The sequence below is a fragment of the Mucilaginibacter sp. PPCGB 2223 genome, assembly GCF_001705515.1.
Taxonomy (GTDB): domain Bacteria; phylum Bacteroidota; class Bacteroidia; order Sphingobacteriales; family Sphingobacteriaceae; genus Mucilaginibacter.
Map to the genome: position 1 here is coordinate 1862327 of NZ_MDJS01000001.1, position 22362 is coordinate 1884688.

Here is a 22362-nt window from a genome sequence, read left to right on the forward strand (position 1 = left end):
TTATTTCTTTAATTTTAAGAATAGATTTCTTGTAGTAAACTTCAAATGGTTGGGCAAATACCTTTTGGCCGCTTTCTTCATCAGGCCATGTTCTCCGTATTTATGGCTTAATTTAAATACCTGATAAAATAGTGCGCTGCCTAAAACAGAAATGACCATAATGCAACTAATGACCGGCACTCCTACGATATACATAACTGCAAAGCCGATAAGCAACAAAACCAATCCAATTGCCAGGTAGCCGATGTACTGCGCCTTAAGTCCTTTAAACTCGATAGGCTTGTTAATTCCCTTATTTATCTGATATAATGCCATGATACAGGTTTTATACTCCGAAAAATGACTTCAGTACTGTCGCAACTACTACAAGAAATATACAGCTGCCAAACCAGCTTGAGGCAACTTTGCCGGTATCGTGTTCACCATCATTCCATTTTTTAAATACTTTGATAGCACCAACAAGTCCAACAATCGCCCCGATAGCATACATCAAACTTGTGCCTGTAGAGAAGTAGCTTTTAACCTGCGTGGTGGCTGCTGTTATGCCTGAGTTACCATCCTGGGCATAAAGGCTCAGGCTAATAATTATTAAGGTGATTGTTGCTGCTAAATGCCTTAAAAAATTTACCGCTCTCAAACGGATTTGTGATTTTTGAGATTTCATAACTTTTAATTTTGATGTTAATGGATAGTTTGCCTACGCCCAGCTAATCTGGAAGTCTGTTATGGCAACTGTGAATTTTAATTTGTCTTTGGAGATTTCTACCACGCGGGTTAGTGCAGCAGGAAGGTCTATGTCCTCCTGAAAATTTTTATAAGAGCCAATAAGAATACCCACCAGGGTTAAGAACTCCTGTTTGTTGTCCACTTCTTTAAAAGCGTCAATCAGGTTACCAGCTTCAGCTACTAACTCTGTAGTGGGGTCATTTTGAATGGCGGTAGTTTGAAGCTGTTCAAAGACGACTTCTTTTGGGTCGTCCGGCAAAACCTCTGTAAATTGTAAGTTTTGCATTTCGCTAATGGTTACTCCGTTATCCGGTTTAGCCTGGCCCATCACAGAAATAGCTGAAGATTGACCCACCGAAAAGATTTCAGATTTTTGAGGCTTGCGATTAAATAGATTACTTATTTCTTTTTGATAATATCTGAGAACCACATACAGGTAATAGGAAATAGTAATAATGACAATGGCTGCGAAATAGTGCTGCCAGGAAATAGAGGACAACATAATTGCTTTGCTTTAATCCTCACCGCACCATGCGGCGATTGTGAAAGCAAAGGTTGGAGTAGAAAAAATTATTTTTTCACCACCTATACCTAACTTAGGTGTTTTTTTATTTAAATGACTGTAATTTTCTGATAAACAGACATTTGTAATCAGCCAAATTTCAGCCTTTGTTGCGGTGTTGCTTCTTCGTTCAACTTTTCGTCGATTCGTCTTAATAACGCCAGTTTAAGCTTATCTAAGAAAGCAGTACGTTCCTTTTTCCGTTTGACTATATCAAGGTATTTATGATAATATGAACCAAGATCAACGTGAAAGACAGTTTGAAAAAAACTCACTACAGTTTTTATTTCCATATTCCCGTTATTGAATACGCCCACAGCAACTAACGCATAGATTAACTCAACAAGATCTGTTTTATTGAAAGTCCAGGTCAGGGGCAATTCAAGTCCCATTTCAGGCGGGGTGTCGTCATGTTCCAGCGTTTTTTGAAGTTCCAGATTTAAAAAGTCTTGGTACTTTTCATTAGCAATGATTTTGGATAGCTTATAATCATGGCTGGTTGAATATTGTTCATCTTCCTCAAACTCTTCAAGATCTACATGCACATCAAAACCTCCTCGGGTAAAGTATAATTCATCCATTTGAGTTGATCCCGACCGATAATACTGATAAAATGTTTGATTGTGATCAAAAAAACGTTTGATGTCAGCTAATTCGTAATTGATGAAATCTTTTAAAATACCTTCACCGCCCGGAGGAGCCTGCATAATGAACTTATATACATTTATGAAGTAAATGTACTTGCTGTAGAATTGTGGCTTAAGAACTTTAAAAAAGTATATTTCTTCTTCCTTATTTTCGAAAGCATAACTTGAAATGTAGTTTTTCAGCTTTGCCATTGCCTTTTTGCAAAGTTGAATAGACGTTTTGTATTGATCGGCTATAGAGTCACCGTTGATTGAAACTTCATTTAATTGATTTTCTAAAGCACTGTAAAGGCGTTCGGTATAAGTTCTCATATCTGTGATGTTGGCTAATTAGGTATAAATTTATACGCAATTTAAGAATATGATGTTCCAACATACTTAACAGAAATGTAATATTTAGTTAATAATCAGCTACCTAACTGATATTTAAACATGACAGCATTTATTTTTCATAAGCAATTACATTGGCAAGGATAATTTTTATATCGTCTTTTATTTGCTGATAATTACTCAAAATTGTTGCTTGATCTATATCTCGAACTTCGGGTATAGCTAAATAAGATTGCTCTTCGTTTCTGATAGCTTCATGATCGTTTTGTATTTCGTTGTGAAATGTTTTTAGAGATATTTTATTATCGGGATCGTCGGCAACCATTCCGACAAATTCTCCAGAGGATAAAGAAGCAATTTTTGATGCAGGGATTGCATAATCCAATTGCGTCGATTTACTTACGGATGTATCCTGGCTGTTGATTGAGATACTTTCCTTCTCCTGATTAATTTTTCCGAATCGCTCTGATAGCTGTTTTGCAGTATCCCCTGTCACCTGTCCGAAGACTATGTTACCGACAATATTTAATATAACCTCTGCTTGTTCACGCCCATAATCTTTTTTAAGCTGGCTATAATCCTGCACAGCCAGGGTAACGGCAACTTTGTTTGATCGGGCTGTTGCAATCAGGTTATCAATCCCATTAAAATAGATAGTAGGAAACTCATCGTAAATCATACTGCACTTTTGCTGATTTTTCCGGTTGACAAGCTTGTTGATCCTATTAATGTAAAGCGATAATACCGCTCCGTAAACTTGTGATTTTTGCGGATTGTTAGCAAGGCAAACGATTTTAGGTTCATCTGGATTATTGATGTCCATAGAAAAATCATTTCCGCTCAAAACATAATACAGTTGCGGGGATGCTAACCGGGCCAGGCTAATTTTTGCGCTTGCAATCTGTCCTTCTAACTGCTCGTAGGCTTCATTCTGCCAGGCAGATACAAAGGGGTTAATAAGGACTTCTATTTCCGGTTCTTGCAACAGTAGTTCAAACAACTCCTTATATTCTACTTGCGCTAATTCAATAACATGAGGCAGTGTGCAATAGCGCCCACCTTCATGTTTTTTTAAGAACCACATGATCGCTGTAATAAAATTTATTGGAGATTCAACGAAAAAGTCACCTTGTTTTTTTATCCATTCCCGGTTAAGTCCGAGCATGATCGTCCGGCTTGCATCTATTGCGTCGGTTATATCCATCATCGTATGCGGTTCTAAAGGATTAGCCCGATGCATGATATTTTCAAGATTAATAATGTATTGGGTTGGCGGTATTTTATATAGATGGCCATATCTCACCAATGCATTGTACACGATCTTGGTTAAATCATCATATTTAAAATCATACACCAACATAGTAAAGCCTTTTTGGATATGTTGAGTAATGATATGTCGAATGACGAAGTACGACTTACCTGAACCTGGGCTACCACCAATTAATGTTCCTCTGAAGGGATTAATAATATTTATCCAGCTATTCCGGCTTTTTCCTTTCAGATTATATACCGCTGGTAAATTAATGGAATATTCGTTTTCTAAAAGCCTTTCCTCTTGCGGGAAGGATTCATTTTTCTTATTGAATATATCTTTCCCAAGATTGATTTTTAACATTCTGAAAAGCAAACTAATCCCTGAAAGAAGCAGCATGTAACCTATTACTGTTACACCTATATACAACGTAGCTACCGTGGTCGCAGGGTAACGCATTTTAGGGAACACTGTACTAATAAAGTATAGTGATAACCCTACAATACAATAAATGACAACCCTTTTTGGTGTAATAGATTCATCCTTCTTTCCTTTGCTGCCAACCAGCGAAATCATTAACAAAATAAGCGAGGACAGTTTTGCATATAGAACGTTAGCAAAAATTCCCATTTGCGATACGGGCAATAAAATACGGCTTAAGACAGGTTTTGTTAAGCCTATAATTTGAAAGGCTGTAAAGCAGCTTAGATAAAAATGTACTATTAAAATAGCAATACTTAAAAGCCTTGTAAAGTCTATTATCTTTCTAAGGGCTTGTTCGTTTTCACCTGTTTGCATAATGGTAAATTTTAAAGTGTGTGACCTTTTCTTTTCTTCTTGCGCTTATTTTGTTGAAGCCTGCTGATAGCAGCCATGTCCTGCTGTTCTTCCTTAAATAATATGTTTAGCAGTGATTCACCGTCACCACCAGTTGGGTTTGAGACTGAAAAATTGTCAGGGTTATGGGGGGCTTGAGAGCTGCTATTTTCATTTTTGAAAACTGATTTACTATGCGGTGTTTCCTCGTTTTTAAACCAATTTATTAATGACGCGGCACTGTAAATTTTACCTAAGTCGCTGCCGTTAAACACGGATTTAGACCCGTGATCAACGAAAGTTATCCCGTACAATCGGCCTTCTTCATTTTGCCTGAAAATGACCTGAATTCCCTCTGCTTTCAACTTGTTTTGAAACGTAAATTTTGAAACAGGTGAGGATAATACCTTGTCAACCTTTGATTTCAACTGTTCTTTTAATGGCTTTCGTAGAACCTCATTTAACCGAAACCGGTCTTCAAGCGCTTTCAAAGTTGGCTTGCCGTAGATACTACTTGCCTTAATCGGCACGCCAATTTTATTACCTTTTGTATCAAGCACCCAATAAACTAAGCCGTTCCTTTCATACATTCTGGAATCTTTAGAACCGCGATCAGCCGTGACATTGTATTGATTTAGTACGGCATTCAATTCAGGAATACTGGTAAATTTGTAGGCTTTCACTACTTCGTTGACTACATTAGTGATTGATCTTTTAGTTTCTGACTTGCCATAATTCAACTGCTCTAATGGTCTGTTAATGATTTTTTGCTGTTTACCCTGGTCTTCCGCCTTCACCAAATTGTACGTTAATTCAACCTGTTTCCTTGCAGCCTCAGATGTCCTGTTCGCCAGTAAATGAAAGCTGATACGTTTTCCGTCCGGCTCAATATTCGTGGTTACAATATGCAGATGGGGGTGTCCGGCATCATGATGTTGGTAAACCAAATAAGGCTGCTTACCGAACCCCAACCCGTCCATGTAGTCGTCAGCGATTTGCTGTAAAACATCTTTATCAAGGTTTTCGCCAACTGCAAAATTCAAAGAAACATGCAAAGCATTTACGAGCGTACGTTCATTTCGATTAGCAAGGTCTGTAAGTCGTTGCAGCTTATCATTGAACATTAAATTAGCCGGATCTTTCAGATAGCCTGGGGCTGAAACCAACTCCGCTTTGCCAATCCTGACTTTATGTTCGTTGTAATTTATTGCACCGATGATGCTTCTCCCGGTTTTAATTTTTGCGACCATAATACTGAAAAGCTTTGCATACGTTCTTTGATCTGGTGGATTGCGGGATCGACCTTGCTGCCAATTATGGATAGCAGATTTAGCCATAAACGGTTATCCGCATTTCCATGCGAACTATTAATTTGGCGAACTGCTTGGTTGAGATTGTTGCCAATAGCATTTAACTCTTTTCGAAGTAATGACAGTTCCTCCAGCATTTCATCCATCGACTTATCGCGGTATGTAACAACCACCGGTTTGCTTAATAATATGCTTCTGCAATACTCACTTAATTTGTTAAACCGTGTCTTTTTAAATGATGTATATATATACTTGTACTCGGCAGGTTTCAGCCTTGTAAGTAAAGTTTTTGATCTGTTTTCATCCTGTTTTTCCATACCTCTTGTCTTATAAAAATCTGACTTTGGAAGATTTTACCATGGCCCCGGACTGACTTCGGAAGGGAGGGCAAGATTTCGTTTGTAATACAAACGTTTATCTTGCTGATTGCTGAAAATAGGCAATCTCATCCCTTAAGACCTCTTCATCCTGCAAGCATTCTGTTAAAACCTTAATCATGTTGACTTCTTTAATTTGGCATCTAAAAAGAATTTTAAAGCATCTATACTGATATCCTTTAAAGATTGATCATGCTCAACGCCGTAAGACTTCATGCGCTTTAAAAGCGCCCTGGGAATCCATACATTTAACTGCGCCTCGTCCTCTTTAACTGCGGCACTTTGCTTGATCGGGTGTACTTCCTGAATGGGTGTTTTAGGAGTGTCCTTCTTAAGCTTGTCCGCTAAGCCACCCAGCTTGTCTTTGTAATCTGCCATGGTAATACCTATCCTTAGAACTTCAATAAACAATGATTTTAGACGAGTACATAAATCTGTATTTATGTAATTATGCACTAATGCGGTTAACGATCTCTTCGGCTAATGTTGTGATTTCGTCTATCGCTTTGGCATCGCTTCCATTCAAAACCCCTGCGGTGATTGATGACCTGGCAATGCTTACCCTGTCGTGTATCATTGTTGTCAAAACGGGTGTTTCCATACTTTCTAAAAGGCCGCTCACTTCTTTAGTAATACCTGATCGGGGTTTAATCATATTCATGACGATACCAGCTTGAATTTCTGGTTTCTTAAACTGCGCATCTTTCACCAAAGCGATTGTTGACCGGATAGCCATCACATCAAAAAAGCCTGCTTTGGTAGGGATTAATATGAAATCTGATAAGCTGAAAAGTTCCGGCAATTTGTTGGACAAATAAGGCGGAGTATCAACGATAATCAAATCGTATTCCAACTTTGTAATTTCCTCCAAGTGTTCATTACCAACAACTGCTAAATCGGGCAATTCTTCCTGAATATGAAGAAGGCTTCCTTGCAAATCCGTATCAACCAATGCGACATTTAGCTGATCCTGAAAACACACTGCTAAATTCATGGCAAGTGTGCTTTTTCCTACGCCACCTTTTTGGTGAGCTACCGTGATAATCTTTCCCATGTTATGTAATTCTAAATTGTTTTAAATGCATATTGCTGTAATTGCATAATGCTGTAAATCTTTAAATGCATATTTCATCAATTGCATATTTCTATAAGTACATATTTCTGTAAAGCTGTCTTTCTGTAATTACAGCTTTCAATACTTACATAATTCTATAACTACATATTTATGCAAATACATAATTCTATAATTCTATATCAGGGAACGCTGCTCGTTTTGCTTTTTGACGTTCCAATAATTTCGATTGCTGAAGGGCATTATAAATCCAATCCTTTGCTAAAACTTTCCAGTTTTTATGCGGCCTGCCGGTAACAGTTTTCCAATTCATTTTTTCGTAATACTGAAAGAAGGTTTGGGCATCCGGCAAAGTCATGCTTTGCTGATAGAAGTAAATAGCTACATGGCCAATAAGCGGTGGTATTTGATACCCCATTCCCTGGTTTACAGAATCAGCCAAATTGTCATCAAAGACATTGTTCAATTCTTGCTGCCTAAAAGGTCGCCGTTTAGCCCTGCGCTTCAACATAAATTAAAACTTAACAATAGTTGCCGTTTCCATAAGCCCTTCTATTTTATCAGCATCGTAATAGGTTACCTTGCCTAATTTGGTAAAGGGTATTTTCCCACTATCGCGCAAAGTCTGAAGTTTTCCGTGTGAGATATTTAATATCTTTCTGACCTCAATCGCTTTCAACCACTTTTTTCCTTTACTACTGGCCTGGTCTCTAATAATTGATCTTAATTCCGAAAGTAAAAGATCTTTAAACTCTAATAAGTCGCCAACAGTAATCAACTGATCGCGGAACACCTTTCCATGTTTATCGAAATGTGAAATAACTTTATCCATAGTCCAATACTTTAATCAGACAAAATTGAATACGAAGATTTTAAGTTTTTCACCACTCGTACATAACTTAGGTGTTTTTTTTAAGCCAAGTCGAAAGTATTAGAGAGCCGTTATGGATGGTGCCACTGCAAGAAAATTTAGATGTTTTGTATTGTGGCCGGTAGGATTTTTCTTAATGGGTTTTACCTCAGCGATTCAGAAAATATCTATGAGTTATCAAAAAGCTATGATTATCAGTGGGACCACCAAATCGAAGACTTTTTAAAAGATGATAACAATTAGGCTATTTAATAAAAGGGCAAATCCTTTTTTGCTCGAATAAGCACGAATAATTTTTTTCTCTCACCTCAATGGGTGAAAAAAGATAAAGAAAAGTGTGCCTGTTATTTTGATGGCTTTATCTTAAGCAGATTTGATTTACTTACTCTATTCAAATGATTAGTAAAATGCCGCAAGCCTTTTTTTGTAAGTTCTACATATGTATCAAAATATTCCCTTGTAATAACGTCAATTAATACCTCGTCTCCGAAAAGGTAATCGCTGGTTTTAGAATCAGTATCCATTGATCTTAAAATAACATGGTTTACATTTTGAAGGTCAAAATCATCTGTGTTCTTGCTCGCCAATACTAAATTGCCATCTAAGACAATTACATATTGCCTTAAAAACGTTCGGGCTTTGTCACTATGAACTATTCTGTTTTCGTATTGCCGCGAAAAAAGCTCTTTTAAATATTTTCTCCCCTGGAAAATATTCATGACTGCCTTATATATTGTGGAATCATTTGAGCCTTTTAACGCTTCAAAGTAGGTTCTGGCCTTGGAGATATTTATATCGTCATAGAAATGCTGATTAAGTTCAGTGTTAGCACCCCCTATCAAGACGGATCCGCGGCCCTCAATTTTAAGATCAGTTGAATAATCAATTTTCTGTACTATTCCTAAGATTGTTAGGGGATCATAAACTTCCTCAAAAAAAACCCATGGATATTTATCAGTCTTTTTACACTCTATTAGTAATTGAGATCCCACAGGACCATTGCTCCATTCATTATCTTGGTCCTGGAAAATGGCGACAACATCAAGTTCGCGAATGCTCTTTTCTCCGTTCTGAAAAGTAATATTAGAAAACACCAAAACGTTATCCTCATTGCGTAACTTCTCCGTTAATTCGAGTTCTAAAGGAAAGCCAGACTTTTTTATCTCCGCTCTTATTTTGTCCTCTAAAGATTTATCCATAGTGAAGTTAAACGTTGAAATCTGCCTTAATCTTTAGCATGAATTTTCATTATCTTGATATACTTTTTGAGGAAGACCGTAAATTCATCTTGGTAGTCTTTAGGTATAGTTGATGCATTATGGGCTATCGCATTGCGGATTTTCGTCATAGAATTTACATGAGCCAAGATTTCATCTGATTCTTTCGAATTTGAAAACATATTTGGATAACCTTTAATAATTTTTCCGTAATCATCCCACATGCAATAAAACAATATATTGTCGCCTCGTTCAGGAAGCATCTCTGATAAACTTACATCATTTCGTATAGATTCAGCTTTTGATAAATCAACAGTTTGCGTTAAAGATGTTTCCCAATTGACACCGATAATTTTTGACAAACGATGCGCTATGAACTTTCGGAGGCTATTCTCTAAGTGGTAAAGCACATAATATAGTTTCGCAAAAAAATCAGCTGATTTTTTCGTTTTAGATGTTATAAAAGGTATATCACTCGGCTTCCATTCCAAATGTTCTGAATTCACGGAATAATTTATAAATGGAACATCAGCATCTTTTACTAAGTCGCCAACTTCTTTTTCAAAATGACCTTCTAAACAATAACCCACTTTCTTTTTTAGAAACTTAACTTTTTTCTTTTTGGGTCTGGCTTTGTCCGAATTATCTTTTAAATATTGATTAATGTTTGAATATGGCACCAATTTAAGATGTGTAAAAGCGTCTTTAATGTCTTGAGCAGTAAATTCAGGGATTTCTTTAACCTTATGGATAAAGTAAGCAAATAAATCTATTTTGTCAGAAGACTTGCTTTTATGAAAATTAATAACCTTTTCAAGAAATATGTTTAATTCATCAAACATGATTATTCAGCTGTCGGTTTTTCCTTTTTCTTTTTGACAGCCTTAACTTCTTTTGATGTAGAATTACCTTTCAAGATTTCTTTGGCGTAAGCTATACCTTCCGGCTTAATTATAAAAGTATTATTTTGTGATTTTATCCAGTCTTTTTTAATACAGCTATTAATATTATTAGCCAAATTTGCTGTTGTACTTGTTGAAGACCTGTTGTTTTCTTTGTATTTCTCAATAATATCTTCGCGTTTAAAAGTATCAGTGCCAAACTTTGATGCAAAGAATGCATAACATAGCACCCATTCGGGTTCTGTTTTTGGATAATTCTTAACCACTAAATCTTTTAAACTTGGGTAATCATTATCGTCCTCTTGTTGCGTATCTGATATGTCTTCAAAGTTGTCGGAATTACCATTTAATAATTTAGGATTATTTACAGGCTTTGAGCCATTATTTGTTTGCGCAGGATTAGTCGTTGTGCCAATTCCAAATCTTTCAATCAAGTATTTGATGACGCGAAATTTTGCATCTTCATCAAGTTCCTTTACCAATTCAGTACATTTCGCAATAGCTTCAATTTCTTTATCAAACATTATGTTACGGGTTTAATCAAAAAACATGGGGGATAACATATAAAGTTAGATCAGTTGAATTGAATACGCAAACTAAAACGCTGTGTTTCATATATTTTGTTAGTAACTAACATGTATGTTAATAAACAGGGAATGGAAGATTTTAATTCTTTAGGAAACTTTAATAAATTTCAGTTTAAAAGAACATAATGCCATAATAATTCTGAAAAATATTGTCAGTATAAGTATATTTGTAAAAGATAATTATCGTTCTTTAAACGTATCAAAGTAATACAAGTTAGTACAAAGTAATTCGGTGACCTTTTCGGTGACCATACAAAATTGCATCGTCATAACTTACTGATATTTAAGCATATAGTACATTAAAAAATGATCCCAGCGGGATCACAGAAGACGAAAAAAAAGTCTATTTCGTTTCCGAATTTGGTAAAGGAGCTTCTTGAAAAAGAGGCTCCTTTTTTTGTTTATAGCCGTTTTAGCGTGGAAACGCAGATTACGCCAGGACAATTCCGGACTTCTTTTTAAAATTCCAATTCAATTTAAGGCAAGGTCATGCAAGGAAAAAGGTACCCTATTCGGTACCCATATGTTTTTCCTCAATTTTATGGGTACCGAATTGATCAGGTACCCATTGGATTACTTTGTATCAGTTTGATTTTCAGTTCAAAGAACCAGGTTTCACTTAAAAATTTTGGTTATGAAAATTAATGAAGAGTTGTCTATTTTATTCTGGCTGAAGCGGGACAAGGGTTCCAAAGACGGCCTCGTTCCCATCTACGTACGTATTACCGTGAACGGCGACCGGGACGGTTTTTCTTCGGGTAAAAAGATCCATCCCGATCATTGGGATGAAGAAAAGGGCGAAGCGACCGCAGACTGCCCCAATCATCTTTTGATCAACAGCTATATCACCAAGACGTTGGCAGGTATCGAGCGTAGCTACAACCAGGTGTCAGCATCATCCCCGAGGATCAAAGCGGTCATGGTCAAAGACGCCTACCTGCCTAAGAAAACTTCCTCTCATACTTTAATGCAGGCATTCGGGTTACACAACGATGAGTTCGCCGTTAAGGTAAAGAAGAAGAAAGGTTCACAAAAAACACTGGACAGGTTTGAGCGGCTCAAAGATTATACCCGCGCATTTTTGAAAAAGAAATATAAGGTTGCCGATATCGATCTGGAGGATATCAATACCGGTTTTGCCGTCAATTTTTATCATCATTTGCTTGCGGAGGATATCGGCGAAAACACGGCGATGAAATATGTAAAGACGCTGAAGCAGATCGTTAAGCGGGCCAAGATCGAAGGCTGGACGAAATTTAATGCGCTGGAGGGCTTTAAGTGCACCTATGAACAGCCTGACCGGGAATACCTGGAAATGGACGAGGTGATGAGGATATACCGTAAGAAAATTGACATCGAACGCCTGGCCGAGGTTCGGGATGCTTTTATCTTCTGCTGCTTTACCGGCTACGCGTATGAAACCACTTATAACCTGGCGCCTGAAAATGTGTTTAAGGGCCTGGATGGAAAACAATGGGTAACGAAAGACCGGTCAAAAACAGGGTCGGAAGAATGCGTCCCCCTGATGCCTATTCCTTTGGCCATTATAAAAAAATACCAGGATCACCCTTATTGTGTAGAGTATAACAAATTATTGCCGATCAACAGCAACTATCGTTATAATGTGTATTTAAAAGAGCTGGCCAATATCTGCGGCATCAAAAAGAACCTCACGACACATACGGCACGTCATACGTTCGCGACGACCGTTACGCTTGAAAATGACGTTCCGATTGAAACGGTCGGCAGGATGCTGGGTCACAAAGACCTACGCACGACACAGATCTACGCCAAGGTCACCAAGCGGAAGATCAGCAATAATATGAAGGCGCTCACCGGTAAAATATTTACGACTAACGGCAATTTAAAATCAGCTTAACCGACATGGAAATCAACACAAATATTATAGCAGATATTCAATCGATCATTCAAAATGCCCGTAACACGGCTATACGCGCTGTAGATCATGAGCGTGTCGTTATGTACTGGCATATTGGCCGACGCATTTTTGAAGAGGAACAAGGTGGCCAAGATCGTGCGGCCTATGGAGATAAACTCATCAAATATTTATCTGAGAAATTACAACCGCAATTCGGCGGTGGTTTTTCTTCGAGAAATCTAAGCCTGTTCCGTCAGTTTTATCGCTCATTTCCAATTGTGCACGCACTGCGTGCACAATTGAGCTGGTCGCATTATCGGTCGTTACTTACAGTGGGTCATGAAGATCAGCGAGAGTTTTATCTTCATGAAACCATAAAAAACAATTGGACATCGCGGCAGTTAGAACGACAGTTATCCAGTCATTTGTATGAACGCTTATTGTTGAGTACAGATAAAGAAACTGTTTTGGCCATGGCCAGGAACGAGCAACAACCAAAAGAAGCTAAAGAGATCATCAAAGACCCCATGGTCCTGGAATTCCTTGGCCTGAAACAGGAAAGCGCATACTTTGAGAAAGACCTGGAATCGGCCTTGATCACCCATATCCAGGAATTCATGCTGGAACTTGGGAACGGGTTCTCGTTCGTAGCCCGTCAGAAACGTATTCATTTGGATGGCGATGATTTTTTCGTTGATCTGGTGTTTTACAACCGCTTATTACAGTGCTTTGTAATCGTCGAACTGAAAACTCATAAAGTCACTCATCAAGACATAGGCCAATTACAGATGTATGTAAACTATCATGATCGGGTAGAACGTTTAGCTCATGAAAATCCCACAGTGGGCATATTGCTTTGTTTGGAGAAAAATGATACCGTCGTCAAATTTTCATTGCCTGAAAACAGTAATGTTTTTGCTTCAAAATACCAATTATATCTACCAACGGCTGAACAACTAACGAGCGAGATCAACGATGTTAAAAAGCATCTCAAATAAATTCAAGGTGCCAATTTGGCTCCTTGACTGACCACCAATCTGAATTGTGTACGCGGTGCGTTCACAATTCAGATTTCCTTATTTCCGCAGCCGATGTCTGCGGAACCCCTCGCTTTGGTCTTGATCTTTTAGCTGCTGTAAAAGCAATCTTTTCGCCAGTGGCTACGGGCGGGCGGTACGGGCTAAAAGACGTGTTCAACCCAAACGCCCCGTGTTTTGCGCCTGAGAAGATCCTCATCCTGCAAAACACGGGGCGAAAAGGGCTCCGCAAAGCGGAGCCGTCCGGCAATTCAAAGTTCGACGACGATACCGTCCTGGCAATCGGCAGCTTCGGCCTCCGCATCCGCTAATTCATCGAACACTTTATTGTTCCCGTTTTCATCGGTCACTATGCCAGCGTATTCTGCACCGCCAAAGATTTCTAATACTAAATAGCACATGGTTTCACTGATTTAAGATTGTAAACTGATTAATTTCTGATAAATATTTTCCCAATGGGCTTTCCGTTGCGCATCCCTTTTCATCAGTTGATTGGTTAAGCCACTTTCAAAGGCTGTGTCCTGAAATCTTTTAAGTTCAAAAAGAAACCTCTGTTATACAAAATACCCTCCCGGAACATCTGCCATAAAAGAGATGCACCCAAATTGGCCAAAGCCGAATTGATGAACAAATCTTGTTTCGCCAATGCTTCGGCTAACGAACAGCTCGGCGTATGGTCCGAGTTTTCCGAAGCGATTAATAAGTCCTTAAATTCTTCAGTAACGAATGGCAGGGTTTCCACAGCCCGAAACTTCTCCGAAGCGGGCTGACTGATTTTACCAATGGTCGCCAGTACGACCTGTCCGCTATCCTTACTGTTGCCAAAGTCCATCCAGTACAGCGGACGGTTACGGCTGTTACCGAACTGTTTGCTCACCGTGTTCAATATTTCCCCTATCTCAAACCTTGCACTTACCGTATCGACACAGGAAATGGTAATGGTCGCCCATTGGTCGCCACCGCCACCCGAATAATTTTTGTCGAATTTTTCGGTTTCCGCTTTCCAGTTTGTGCCAAAAAAGCGGTTGATACGGTTAATCAGCGCAACTGATTTGTGCAAACCCAATTCTGCGGTGGTGAACAACTGCCGTCCGAGATTGGCACGTTCTACCTTGTCATCGTCAAAACAACGCACCATCAGACCGGGATGCCCTAAACCAATCAGGGCTTGGTTCATACGGCCTAATGCCGTGAGCATCTGACTGCCTGTACCGCCTGCGCCTATCAGGTGAACAGATACGGGGTTATAAGGCTGTAGTAAAGTTTTTTCAATGATGTGAACGGCGGTCAGCGCCATTGCTTTTTTACTTAGCTTTTTCATTGCATTAAATTTTTGAGGGTCATGCCCTGTTTTACCAATACTTCGCCCGGGAACTCCCGCTCGGTGCTTACCTGCTCCCGCCATAACTCGACCAAATCAACCGATGCGCCCGAATGACCGCCTATAGTGTGCGAGAAATAGCTGTTAAAAAAGTATTCCTGCCAAAGCCTCATAAAATCCTGTAGGCAGGTGTAGCGGTCAATGTTAATGCTTACCGTACCCATACACACGTTACCATTGGAATATATGTTGAAATATGGCGCATGATACAACACGGTCTTTTCGGTCAGCTTGCCTTTGCCTTTCAGCGCATAGACATACAAACTGTCTTTCGTGGCTTTCCAAATCATGGCGGGGATATGCGCTTTGCCTGACGGTATGGCTAAGCCATCGACAAAGAATAAATCCACTTCCTGCAGTGGCGTGTGCCAAACCGCAAAACCATTATGGCTCGGATTGATATACAAGATATTGCCCGGCAACATGCCCCTGCTTTTCAAGTAACCACTTTTCACCTCCTGTGTACTTTGGAACAATTCGCTTAGTTGTATGACTTCGCTCACGCTCAACGGATGGGCATTGATGGGGTTGCCCTGTTTACCGATGTCGTAACTTTCCACGTAAATATCGGTCTGCTTCTGTCTGTAATTGTCCTCGTCGACGCTTTCACATTCATATAAGAGCAAGGCTTTGAACGGAACATATTGCTGATTAAATTGTTGGCTCACGTTCTTCATAATCGTATTTATTGAGTAAACTGCTTAACTTGTTCAGTAGTTCAAACAGCTTGGTTTCAAAATCAAAGGTTTCGTTCGTGATTGGCGTTAGCCCGTCAAATACTTGTACCGCCAAAGGTTCATCCATGATACTAATTTCCTGAAAATTGGTGTTTATCATGTCGTCCAGCGTATCGCTTAAACAATCCGTCCCGCTCCAATAGAAACTGATATACTGCTCTGCATCAATGCGTTCTTCTTCTTCCGGATAGTACAGGTCAGGACGGATGTTGTCAAAAATGGAACGGTTCGGATGGTCTTGTGATAATTCATAGAATTCATTTGCCAGTCCCAACCATTCCAAATCACAAGTATTACTTACCTCAAAATCGGCTATTGTTTGACGGAAATTGCTTACATATTCAGGCTGAATAATTAGACGGTAAATGTGCAATCCAGAATTTTGCGCAACATATAAAGCATCTGATTGAATTTCCTGCCATTCTTTTTCTTCTTCGTTATCTTCATCGTAATCGCCTTCATCCAACCATTGCCCAAGTGTTTCATATTGTGCATACAAATAGCTATCATTTTCGGTGTAGAACGGTATCTTAACTATTTGATGAAGATAAGCGAAGATGGCGGTCAGCATTTCGGCAATGGCTTGATGCTCTGCTTGCTGCGCCCAATTCCACAACGGCCTGACCGGGATATAATACAGGGTCATCCCCGTATCCATCTGTTTGACGGTCGCTAAAGTGGCTTGATGTTTTTTGTCGGTCATAATCACACAGTCCATTTTCTTATCTACCTGCTTTACCTGATGCGCAATTTGTTCCCACGCCCGAAATACATTTTGCGGATAGACCAGACCGTTTACATCCGGCATCGTCATTTCATAATAAGCGCAGATTTGAGAAAGGGAGCAGAAAAACTCCCTTTCTATGGCTTTCATGTTACCGTTACAGGCGTAAAACGGCAAGAATCGGTGCTTTAGAAAACCATATCGGTCAATCCCTGCGGTGCGCTTCGCTGCGGATTGCGCTGAATCGCCCCCGCATCGGGCAGACGGTCGAGCCCTACGGCGAACCGTCCCAACTGTTGCTGTACGTTCCATGCTTCGTTTTCCTTGTCGATTTTGACCTTGCGGTGCTTTACCTTTTTCATCCTTTCGTTCCCATTGTGGTTTCAAAATGAAACTGCATCTCGTCATCCTTAAATTCAGGGCCACGTATTTTGGCGGTGGTCAGGATGGGATAAATATTGGCGTAGAAATTCCGCACATCTTCTTTGGTCAGATGCTCGCCGGGGTCGGTCAAACGGACTTCCTGTCCGTTTTCCTTATGCAGGAAAACCCTGCTGACTGCTGTAATTTCCATGATGGTGGGGTTTAAACTTCCTGCATTAATAACTCATATTGCGCTTTGCGTTTCTCCAATTCCTTGCGCTTGCGCTCCAACTCTTCGGCTTTGTCGGGGTAATCCTCCACCTGTGGTAAGAGGCTGATGGCTTCTTCATATTTGCATTGCCTGTTGAGTTCGTTGATTTGGGTCATCGCTTCCTCGTAACGTTGCTTCTTTTCAGCTTTCTGCTGTTGCTCGTTTTGCTGTGCGCTGAATAAATTATCGGTATCTTCCTCGTCCTCGTTTTCCTCGGTGTTGCTCTTAGCCGTTGTTTTAGGTTTGGTATCTTTTTTCTTTTTGTCCTGTTCCTGCTTGGATTGCTCTTTGGCCTTATCCAATGCCTTTTGATAGGCATCCATATTGGCAAAAAGTTCCGAGGTCTTTTTTAGCGGGTTGGCGATAGTTTCAAAGAATTTTTCGTCCAGTTCTTCGGCGGTCGCTTTTAAAATCATCGGCGGGATGACCGTCCCCGCCTTATCGGCGGTTTCGTGCGCTAAGTAAACCGATACCGCCAACGTGTTATCGGGGTTCTTTAAGATATTCAAATTCAAAGCACCATGTAGGGCTAACCCTGTTAAATGTTCAAAAAAGTTCGTTTTCATATTTTTTATTATTAAAAAATCAGTAAATAAATAGCTGTCAAAATCAAGAGCATCCCTGCGATATTCAGCAGACTTTCTAATAGCTGCACCAATACCGCAACCAAATACGAGCGGTACACTTGCAAGCCTGCGAAATTCCGGCGGTTAAACCTGCGCCGACCTATCCAGTAACGCAGGGATAAACCTGAAACCAACAGCGTTAATTTGATAAACAGGGTCTTTTCCATTGCTTGAAAATTAACCGAATAAAAGGTCTACTGCGGGTTTAAATTTGGGTTCTGTGTGCTTGCCGAGGGCAACGTATTGCGTTAACCCATGTACCGTAAAAATGGCGGTATAGCCATCGAATAACTGGTCAGCAAATACACCCGAACTTTTGTGCAGGTCTTTGGGATATTTGGCTGTGACCCGCTGTACTTCTTCGGCCAGTTCAAACCAAAAGTCCACCCCAAATAACTGGTCTTTCCATTCGGCTTTGATACGCTCTTTATCGTTCAAAACCGCTTCGGTCAATTCTTTGAGATACCCTAAAAATCCGGGTATCTCGTTTATTAGTAAAGTATGCAAAAGCCTTGCTTTCTGCACATTGTTCAACATTTTTAGTGGTTGCATGATGATGATGTTTAAGGGATGGTTCAGCGCCATCCCTGTTGGTCAGCAAATCGGTTGATTTCTTTAAGGGCTACTTTATGACAGCCAATGCGTACATAAGCCTTATTAATCTCGATGATATCGTAACCCAAAAACTGCTCGCTGTTTTCTGAATAACTGCCTTTGGCAATGGTATCCTTAATAAAACGATACAAGGCTTTGGCATCAAACAGCGTGAAAATGACCCGTTGAGTGGTTTCTACCTCGCAGGTCTGTTCCAAAAAGCGCAGGTAATCCCAACCGTCCAAACTGCCCGTGCCATTGCTTTTAAAGGCACGCCAGTCTTTCAATCTTTGGGCGTGTAACTTTTTCAGACGCTCGCTTTCTTCTGCTTTTTCGGCCTCGCGTTCGGCTCTGTCTTTGGTCAGGTAGGCCATAAAGGTTTCGCTATTGCGGATATTACCCGCCATCACCAATAATTCAGGCATTTCATAGCCGAAGAAATCGGCGTAGCGTTCTGCTTCATGGTACAGCTTTTCTATTTCGGTGGCATACTTCTGCGGACGTTTGGCATCCGCTAACTTTTCGGCCACCGAAATCATACGCTCCTGCCAGTCATTAAATAATTCTTCCTTATTCAATGCCGGGTCGGCAACGTGTATCAAATTCAAATGCGACGAAGCATTCCGTACAATTGCAATATGCTTAGCCGTAGTTTGGCTATAGGTACGCTCGGTAAACAATACCGCTCTTTCGCCTTTATCATTCTTTACATGTCGGGCAATCATAAAATGGTCGCCATACGAATAAACGCAACTACTGCCATACAGCATATTCCCACCTGCACCAATCCCGCTACCGTCCTGATGGTTCGCCCAAGCATGGGCGACATCCCAACAATCATTTTTTACGCTCATCTCCTTTACAATTTCGGTTCAAAACTATTTCTCTCACGCTCGTAAAGCCGTCAAATACCCGTGTACAAACGGCTATATCCGTTTAATTAAAGCGTTTACTTGGTTTAAGTACCCGGTTGTTATTGCCCGACTGCGTAGGTTTGCGGTTTCCTTTTTTTGCCGAACTGGTCAGCATATTGATTTCGTCAGTGCGGAATTTGAGGCTTGCCATGGCTTCGCCGTCACGGCTTATCCAAGGCTCGGCGGTCATAAAGCCTTTTAACTGAACGACCATCCCTTTGATTAAATAAGGCGCTATGCCATCGCCCCGCCAGTAGGTACACTCTACATAGGCGGTTTCCTGTTTTTGTTCACCCTGTGAACGGTAATTGCGGTTAACCGCTACCCTGAACCCTGTTACATTTTTGTCTGCGTTTACTGCCCTCACGGTAGCATCTGCCACCAACCTTCCTGTGATTTCCATAACGTTTTGTTTTTTAATGAATAAAATCTGTTCGTTATTTCTTTTCGCCCCCTGCTGCTCTGCGACGCTGCCCGGGTAGTTTTTTTCAAAGAAAAAAGAGTAAAAAAGAAAGCATCCAGTGCCGGAATGGTAAGGCACGGGAGAACTATAAGTCCCGAAGGGTGACCGGAGCAAAGCGGAGGTCATTATGCGTTCGTACGGGCCGTCCGTTCCGAGCATCGCGTTCTTTTTTACTCTTGTTTCTGAGAATAACTGGTGATAAAATCCCTCGTTCAAATTTCAAAGGCAGCGAGCTGCGTTTGATACGCCGGGGCTTTTGCAGCGCAGCAAAAATGCCATGAGGCGGCGGTAGGGATCGCAGCGGCATCCTCCATAGGAGATAGAGCGCAGAGCCCGGGCCGCAGGCACCGCCCCAATGGTTATCCGTTTAGAAACGGCTATAAACGGATAATTGACCACATTTTCATCCTAACCTGTTCAACTTTGCTTCATGAATAATTTAAGCAACAGCGTGCGTTTGACCGGGAGGTTGGGCGCGGCACCGGAGATGAGGGAACTGGACAATGAGAAGAAAGTGGCAAAGATCAGCCTGGCGACAAACTTTTACCGCAAGAATGGTAAGGGCGAAAATGTGCAGGAGACCCATTGGCACCAATTGGTGTTGTGGAACAAAAATGCAGAGGTCGCGGAGAAATACCTGGATAAAGGCAGTCAGATCGCCATCGAGGGACGGTTGGCGAACCGGTTTTATACCGATAAGGACGGCATCAAACATGCAGTTACCGAGATCGTCGTGAACGAAATAATGTTATTGGGTAAACCCGCCGGACAGTGACGGTCGCTGTCAAAAGCGCGGCGCTGGCCGGTATCGAGGCAGTGATGATCGAAGTGGAAACACGGGTATGTGCCGGGGTCAGCTATTTTATCGTCGGCCTGGCGGGTGAAGCGGTCAAGGAAAGCCTGTTCCGGGTAGAAAGCGCGATCAGTTCTGGTGGTTTTGATATGCCGCGTCAAAAGATCCTGGTCAGCCTGGCGCCGGCGGGTATCCGTAAGGAAGGCGCGGTCTTCGACCTGCCCATCGCCCTGAGTATCCTCGGCGCATCCGGCCAACTGACGCCGGAGCAAATGGCGGATATGTTATTTACCGGAGAACTTTCGTTGAACGGAAAATTACGGCCCATTAAAGGCGCCTTATCGGTCGCTACCGAGGCCCGTAAAGCAGGTATAAAACACCTGATCTTACCAAAAGAGAATGCGAATGAAGCCGCCATGGTCAGTGACCTGGCGGTTTACGGTTTTGAAACGCTCGGCGAAGTAGTGAAATTCTTGAATGACCCTGCTCAGGCACAACCCGTAATGGTACAACAGCAGGAACTGTTCCACCAAGCGGATAGCTTATACGAAGCTGACTTTTCAGATGTTCGCGGGCAGGAAAACGTCAAACGTGCCCTGGAGATCATGGCGGCGGGCGGCCATAACGGCCTGATGATCGGCCCGCCCGGTACCGGCAAGACCATGCTGGCTGCACGACTGCCGGGTATCCTTCCGCCTCTGAATTTGCCCGAAGCCCTGGAAACGACCCGTATCTATTCCGTAGCCGGGCAATTGGATGGCATGGGTATCATGACCCAGCGACCGTTCCGTTCACCTCACCATACAGTGAGCGACATCGCTTTGGTCGGCGGTGGCCCCATCGCGATGCCCGGTGATATTTCCATGGCGCATAACGGCGTATTGTTTCTGGATGAACTGCCGGAATTCAAGCGGCGCGTATTGGAAGTATTGCGGCAACCTCTGGAAGAAAGGCAGGTCGCCATTTCACGGGCGAGTTATTCGGTCACTTTTCCGGCCAACTTTGTTTTGCTGGCCGCGATGAATCCATGCCCTTGCGGCTATTTCCGGCACCCGCACCGGAAATGCACCTGCACACCACAAGCCATTCGTACCTATATGAGTAAAATTTCCGGGCCATTACTGGACCGGATCGATCTGCATATCGCCGTCAAGCCGGTTACCATGGAAATGGCCCAAACTGCGGAAAATAGCAAAAGCATACGTCAACGGGTCATTGCCGCGAGAAACCTGCAAATGGACCGCGCAGGTGTTTGCAACGCCTTAATGACCGCCGCGATGCTTAAAGAATTCTCTCGTTTGGGAAAAATGCAACAGGAAGTGCTGAACCAGGCAATGGTCCAGCATAAATTATCGGCGCGTTCCTATGACCGGATATTGAAAGTGGCCAGAACCATTGCCGACCTGGAACATAGCCAAAATATTGACCTGGCGCATTTAGCCGAGGCCATCGGCCTGCGTTGCCTCGATAAAGATTATCTCAATAGGTAGCCTCCCGCGGACGCCGGACAATGACGAGCCGTTCCTCCTCCACGATCTTGTAGCCCAGGTCATAGCAAAAATAGTATTCGACACCGGTAGTGGTACTATCGCAACTGGTAAAGAATTTGAAGCGGAAACCACGTCCGTCGACATCGCGCTTTTTCAGGGTACATTTTTCCCCCTCACCCAGACATTCGTCCAGGATACGGCGGTTATTTAACAGGATCGCGTTGATCCCGCTGACGAAGTCAGGTACGCTGACCTCCTGCGTATTCTTTTCTTTTCGCCTTTTTGCAGCTTGCTTGTTATTGTTGTATTCCGTTTTGCAGAGGTCGCTGCAATATTGCCTATCCTTTCTTCCGGCGCCTACCGGCGCTCCGCAGTTCACGCATTTTTTGGTCTCTGCTGTTAAGGTTTCTTCCATTTCCTT

Annotated in this window: 30 protein-coding genes; 4 read left to right on the top strand and 26 right to left on the bottom strand. The window is 41.5% G+C overall.

Features of this window, described 5'->3' with window-relative positions; all coding sequences use genetic code 11:
- From BEL04_RS08090 to BEL04_RS08155, 14 genes are all read right to left on the bottom strand, one after another.
- The gene (locus tag BEL04_RS08090; protein ID WP_066002119.1) at positions 1 to 315 is read right to left on the bottom strand and encodes a DUF4133 domain-containing protein; all 315 of its coding nucleotides are present in this window, start codon (positions 313 to 315) and stop codon (positions 1 to 3) included.
- A gap of 10 nt (positions 316 to 325) precedes the next feature.
- Positions 326 to 664, bottom strand: a complete 339-nt coding sequence (locus BEL04_RS08095; RefSeq protein WP_066002120.1) for a DUF4134 domain-containing protein — start codon at positions 662 to 664, stop codon at positions 326 to 328.
- A 33-nt stretch (positions 665 to 697) separates the two neighbouring features.
- Positions 698 to 1228 carry a hypothetical protein gene (locus BEL04_RS08100; RefSeq protein WP_066002122.1) on the bottom strand — a complete coding sequence of 177 codons (531 nt, stop codon included), beginning with the start codon at positions 1226 to 1228 and terminating at the stop codon, positions 698 to 700.
- Between the two features lie 149 nt (positions 1229 to 1377).
- A complete protein-coding gene (locus tag BEL04_RS08105) occupies positions 1378 to 2247 on the bottom strand; it encodes an RteC domain-containing protein (RefSeq protein ID WP_066002125.1) in 870 nt (289 codons plus the stop codon).
- Positions 2248 to 2377: 130 nt separating this feature from the next.
- On the bottom strand, positions 2378 to 4315 hold the full coding sequence (gene mobC / locus BEL04_RS08110) for a conjugal transfer protein MobC (RefSeq protein ID WP_066002131.1): 1938 nt from the start codon (positions 4313 to 4315) through the stop codon (positions 2378 to 2380).
- A gap of 11 nt (positions 4316 to 4326) precedes the next feature.
- On the bottom strand, positions 4327 to 5583 hold the full coding sequence (locus tag BEL04_RS08115; protein WP_066002133.1) for a relaxase/mobilization nuclease domain-containing protein: 1257 nt from the start codon (positions 5581 to 5583) through the stop codon (positions 4327 to 4329).
- Complete coding sequence (locus tag BEL04_RS23985; RefSeq protein ID WP_066002137.1) at positions 5538 to 5960, bottom strand: plasmid mobilization relaxosome protein MobC; 423 nt, start codon at positions 5958 to 5960, stop codon at positions 5538 to 5540. The genes BEL04_RS08115 and BEL04_RS23985 overlap by 46 nt, the downstream gene beginning before the upstream one ends.
- Before the next feature lie 177 nt (positions 5961 to 6137).
- Positions 6138 to 6398: a hypothetical protein gene (locus BEL04_RS08125; protein ID WP_066003561.1), complete on the bottom strand. Its 261-nt coding sequence runs from the start codon at positions 6396 to 6398 to the stop codon at positions 6138 to 6140.
- Between the two features lie 70 nt (positions 6399 to 6468).
- Positions 6469 to 7074 (bottom strand): ParA family protein, encoded by a 606-nt coding sequence (locus BEL04_RS08130; RefSeq protein ID WP_066002138.1) that lies wholly within the window; start codon positions 7072 to 7074, stop codon positions 6469 to 6471.
- Positions 7075 to 7261: 187 nt separating this feature from the next.
- Positions 7262 to 7603, bottom strand: a complete 342-nt coding sequence (locus tag BEL04_RS08135) for a hypothetical protein (protein WP_083227813.1) — start codon at positions 7601 to 7603, stop codon at positions 7262 to 7264.
- Positions 7604 to 7606: 3 nt separating this feature from the next.
- On the bottom strand, positions 7607 to 7924 hold the full coding sequence (locus BEL04_RS08140) for a helix-turn-helix domain-containing protein (protein ID WP_066002140.1): 318 nt from the start codon (positions 7922 to 7924) through the stop codon (positions 7607 to 7609).
- A 383-nt stretch (positions 7925 to 8307) separates the two neighbouring features.
- Entirely contained in the window at positions 8308 to 9162 is an 855-nt protein-coding gene (locus tag BEL04_RS08145; protein WP_066002142.1) for a hypothetical protein, read from the bottom strand.
- Positions 9163 to 9188: 26 nt separating this feature from the next.
- The gene (locus tag BEL04_RS08150; RefSeq protein WP_066002145.1) at positions 9189 to 10022 is read right to left on the bottom strand and encodes a HEPN domain-containing protein; all 834 of its coding nucleotides are present in this window, start codon (positions 10020 to 10022) and stop codon (positions 9189 to 9191) included.
- Positions 10023 to 10024: 2 nt separating this feature from the next.
- The gene (locus tag BEL04_RS08155) at positions 10025 to 10606 is read right to left on the bottom strand and encodes a hypothetical protein (RefSeq protein WP_066002146.1); all 582 of its coding nucleotides are present in this window, start codon (positions 10604 to 10606) and stop codon (positions 10025 to 10027) included.
- A gap of 697 nt (positions 10607 to 11303) precedes the next feature.
- Here BEL04_RS08155 and BEL04_RS08160 point away from each other — a divergent pair.
- Together BEL04_RS08160 and BEL04_RS08165 are read left to right on the top strand one after the other, a co-directional pair.
- On the top strand, positions 11304 to 12548 hold the full coding sequence (locus BEL04_RS08160) for a site-specific integrase (RefSeq protein WP_066002148.1): 1245 nt from the start codon (positions 11304 to 11306) through the stop codon (positions 12546 to 12548).
- Between the two features lie 5 nt (positions 12549 to 12553).
- Positions 12554 to 13546, top strand: a complete 993-nt coding sequence (locus tag BEL04_RS08165; protein WP_066002152.1) for a YhcG family protein — start codon at positions 12554 to 12556, stop codon at positions 13544 to 13546.
- Positions 13547 to 13836: 290 nt separating this feature from the next.
- Here BEL04_RS08165 and BEL04_RS24210 read toward each other — a convergent pair whose 3' ends face one another.
- The 11 genes from BEL04_RS24210 to BEL04_RS24220 all read right to left on the bottom strand — a co-directional run bounded on the left by BEL04_RS24210 (position 13837) and on the right by BEL04_RS24220 (position 19598).
- Positions 13837 to 13986 (bottom strand): hypothetical protein, encoded by a 150-nt coding sequence (locus BEL04_RS24210; protein ID WP_175404025.1) that lies wholly within the window; start codon positions 13984 to 13986, stop codon positions 13837 to 13839.
- 95 nt (positions 13987 to 14081) lie between these two features.
- Positions 14082 to 14906, bottom strand: a complete 825-nt coding sequence (locus tag BEL04_RS08170; RefSeq protein ID WP_254659542.1) for a PRTRC system ThiF family protein — start codon at positions 14904 to 14906, stop codon at positions 14082 to 14084.
- Positions 14903 to 15643: a PRTRC system protein B gene (locus BEL04_RS08175; protein WP_066002154.1), complete on the bottom strand. Its 741-nt coding sequence runs from the start codon at positions 15641 to 15643 to the stop codon at positions 14903 to 14905. The genes BEL04_RS08170 and BEL04_RS08175 overlap by 4 nt, the downstream gene beginning before the upstream one ends.
- Complete coding sequence (locus BEL04_RS08180) at positions 15618 to 16577, bottom strand: hypothetical protein (RefSeq protein ID WP_066002156.1); 960 nt, start codon at positions 16575 to 16577, stop codon at positions 15618 to 15620. The genes BEL04_RS08175 and BEL04_RS08180 overlap by 26 nt, the downstream gene beginning before the upstream one ends.
- Positions 16578 to 16615: 38 nt before the next feature.
- Complete coding sequence (locus BEL04_RS24215; RefSeq protein WP_175404026.1) at positions 16616 to 16789, bottom strand: hypothetical protein; 174 nt, start codon at positions 16787 to 16789, stop codon at positions 16616 to 16618.
- Positions 16786 to 17001 (bottom strand): PRTRC system protein C, encoded by a 216-nt coding sequence (locus tag BEL04_RS08185; protein WP_254659543.1) that lies wholly within the window; start codon positions 16999 to 17001, stop codon positions 16786 to 16788. The genes BEL04_RS24215 and BEL04_RS08185 overlap by 4 nt, the downstream gene beginning before the upstream one ends.
- Positions 17002 to 17012: 11 nt before the next feature.
- Entirely contained in the window at positions 17013 to 17627 is a 615-nt protein-coding gene (locus BEL04_RS08190; RefSeq protein ID WP_066002160.1) for a PRTRC system protein E, read from the bottom strand.
- Between the two features lie 11 nt (positions 17628 to 17638).
- Entirely contained in the window at positions 17639 to 17854 is a 216-nt protein-coding gene (locus BEL04_RS08195; protein WP_066002163.1) for a hypothetical protein, read from the bottom strand.
- Between the two features lie 10 nt (positions 17855 to 17864).
- The gene (locus tag BEL04_RS08200; RefSeq protein WP_139112956.1) at positions 17865 to 18239 is read right to left on the bottom strand and encodes a hypothetical protein; all 375 of its coding nucleotides are present in this window, start codon (positions 18237 to 18239) and stop codon (positions 17865 to 17867) included.
- A 23-nt stretch (positions 18240 to 18262) separates the two neighbouring features.
- Positions 18263 to 19135 (bottom strand): hypothetical protein, encoded by an 873-nt coding sequence (locus BEL04_RS08205; protein ID WP_066002168.1) that lies wholly within the window; start codon positions 19133 to 19135, stop codon positions 18263 to 18265.
- 82 nt (positions 19136 to 19217) lie between these two features.
- Positions 19218 to 19598: a single-stranded DNA-binding protein gene (locus tag BEL04_RS24220; RefSeq protein WP_066003567.1), complete on the bottom strand. Its 381-nt coding sequence runs from the start codon at positions 19596 to 19598 to the stop codon at positions 19218 to 19220.
- A gap of 490 nt (positions 19599 to 20088) precedes the next feature.
- Here BEL04_RS24220 and BEL04_RS08215 point away from each other — a divergent pair, with 490 nt between their 5' ends.
- Together BEL04_RS08215 and BEL04_RS08220 are read left to right on the top strand one after the other, a co-directional pair.
- Complete coding sequence (locus tag BEL04_RS08215; protein WP_066002170.1) at positions 20089 to 20433, top strand: single-stranded DNA-binding protein; 345 nt, start codon at positions 20089 to 20091, stop codon at positions 20431 to 20433.
- The gene (locus tag BEL04_RS08220) at positions 20430 to 21941 is read left to right on the top strand and encodes a YifB family Mg chelatase-like AAA ATPase (protein ID WP_083227815.1); all 1512 of its coding nucleotides are present in this window, start codon (positions 20430 to 20432) and stop codon (positions 21939 to 21941) included. Before BEL04_RS08215 ends, BEL04_RS08220 begins: the two co-directional genes overlap by 4 nt.
- Here the strand turns inward: BEL04_RS08220 and BEL04_RS08225 are convergent.
- Positions 21931 to 22320, bottom strand: coding sequence for a hypothetical protein (locus tag BEL04_RS08225; RefSeq protein WP_175404027.1), 390 nt, complete (start codon positions 22318 to 22320; stop codon positions 21931 to 21933). The two genes, BEL04_RS08220 and BEL04_RS08225, sit on opposite strands and share 11 nt — an antisense overlap.
- Positions 22321 to 22362 lie beyond the last annotated feature (42 nt).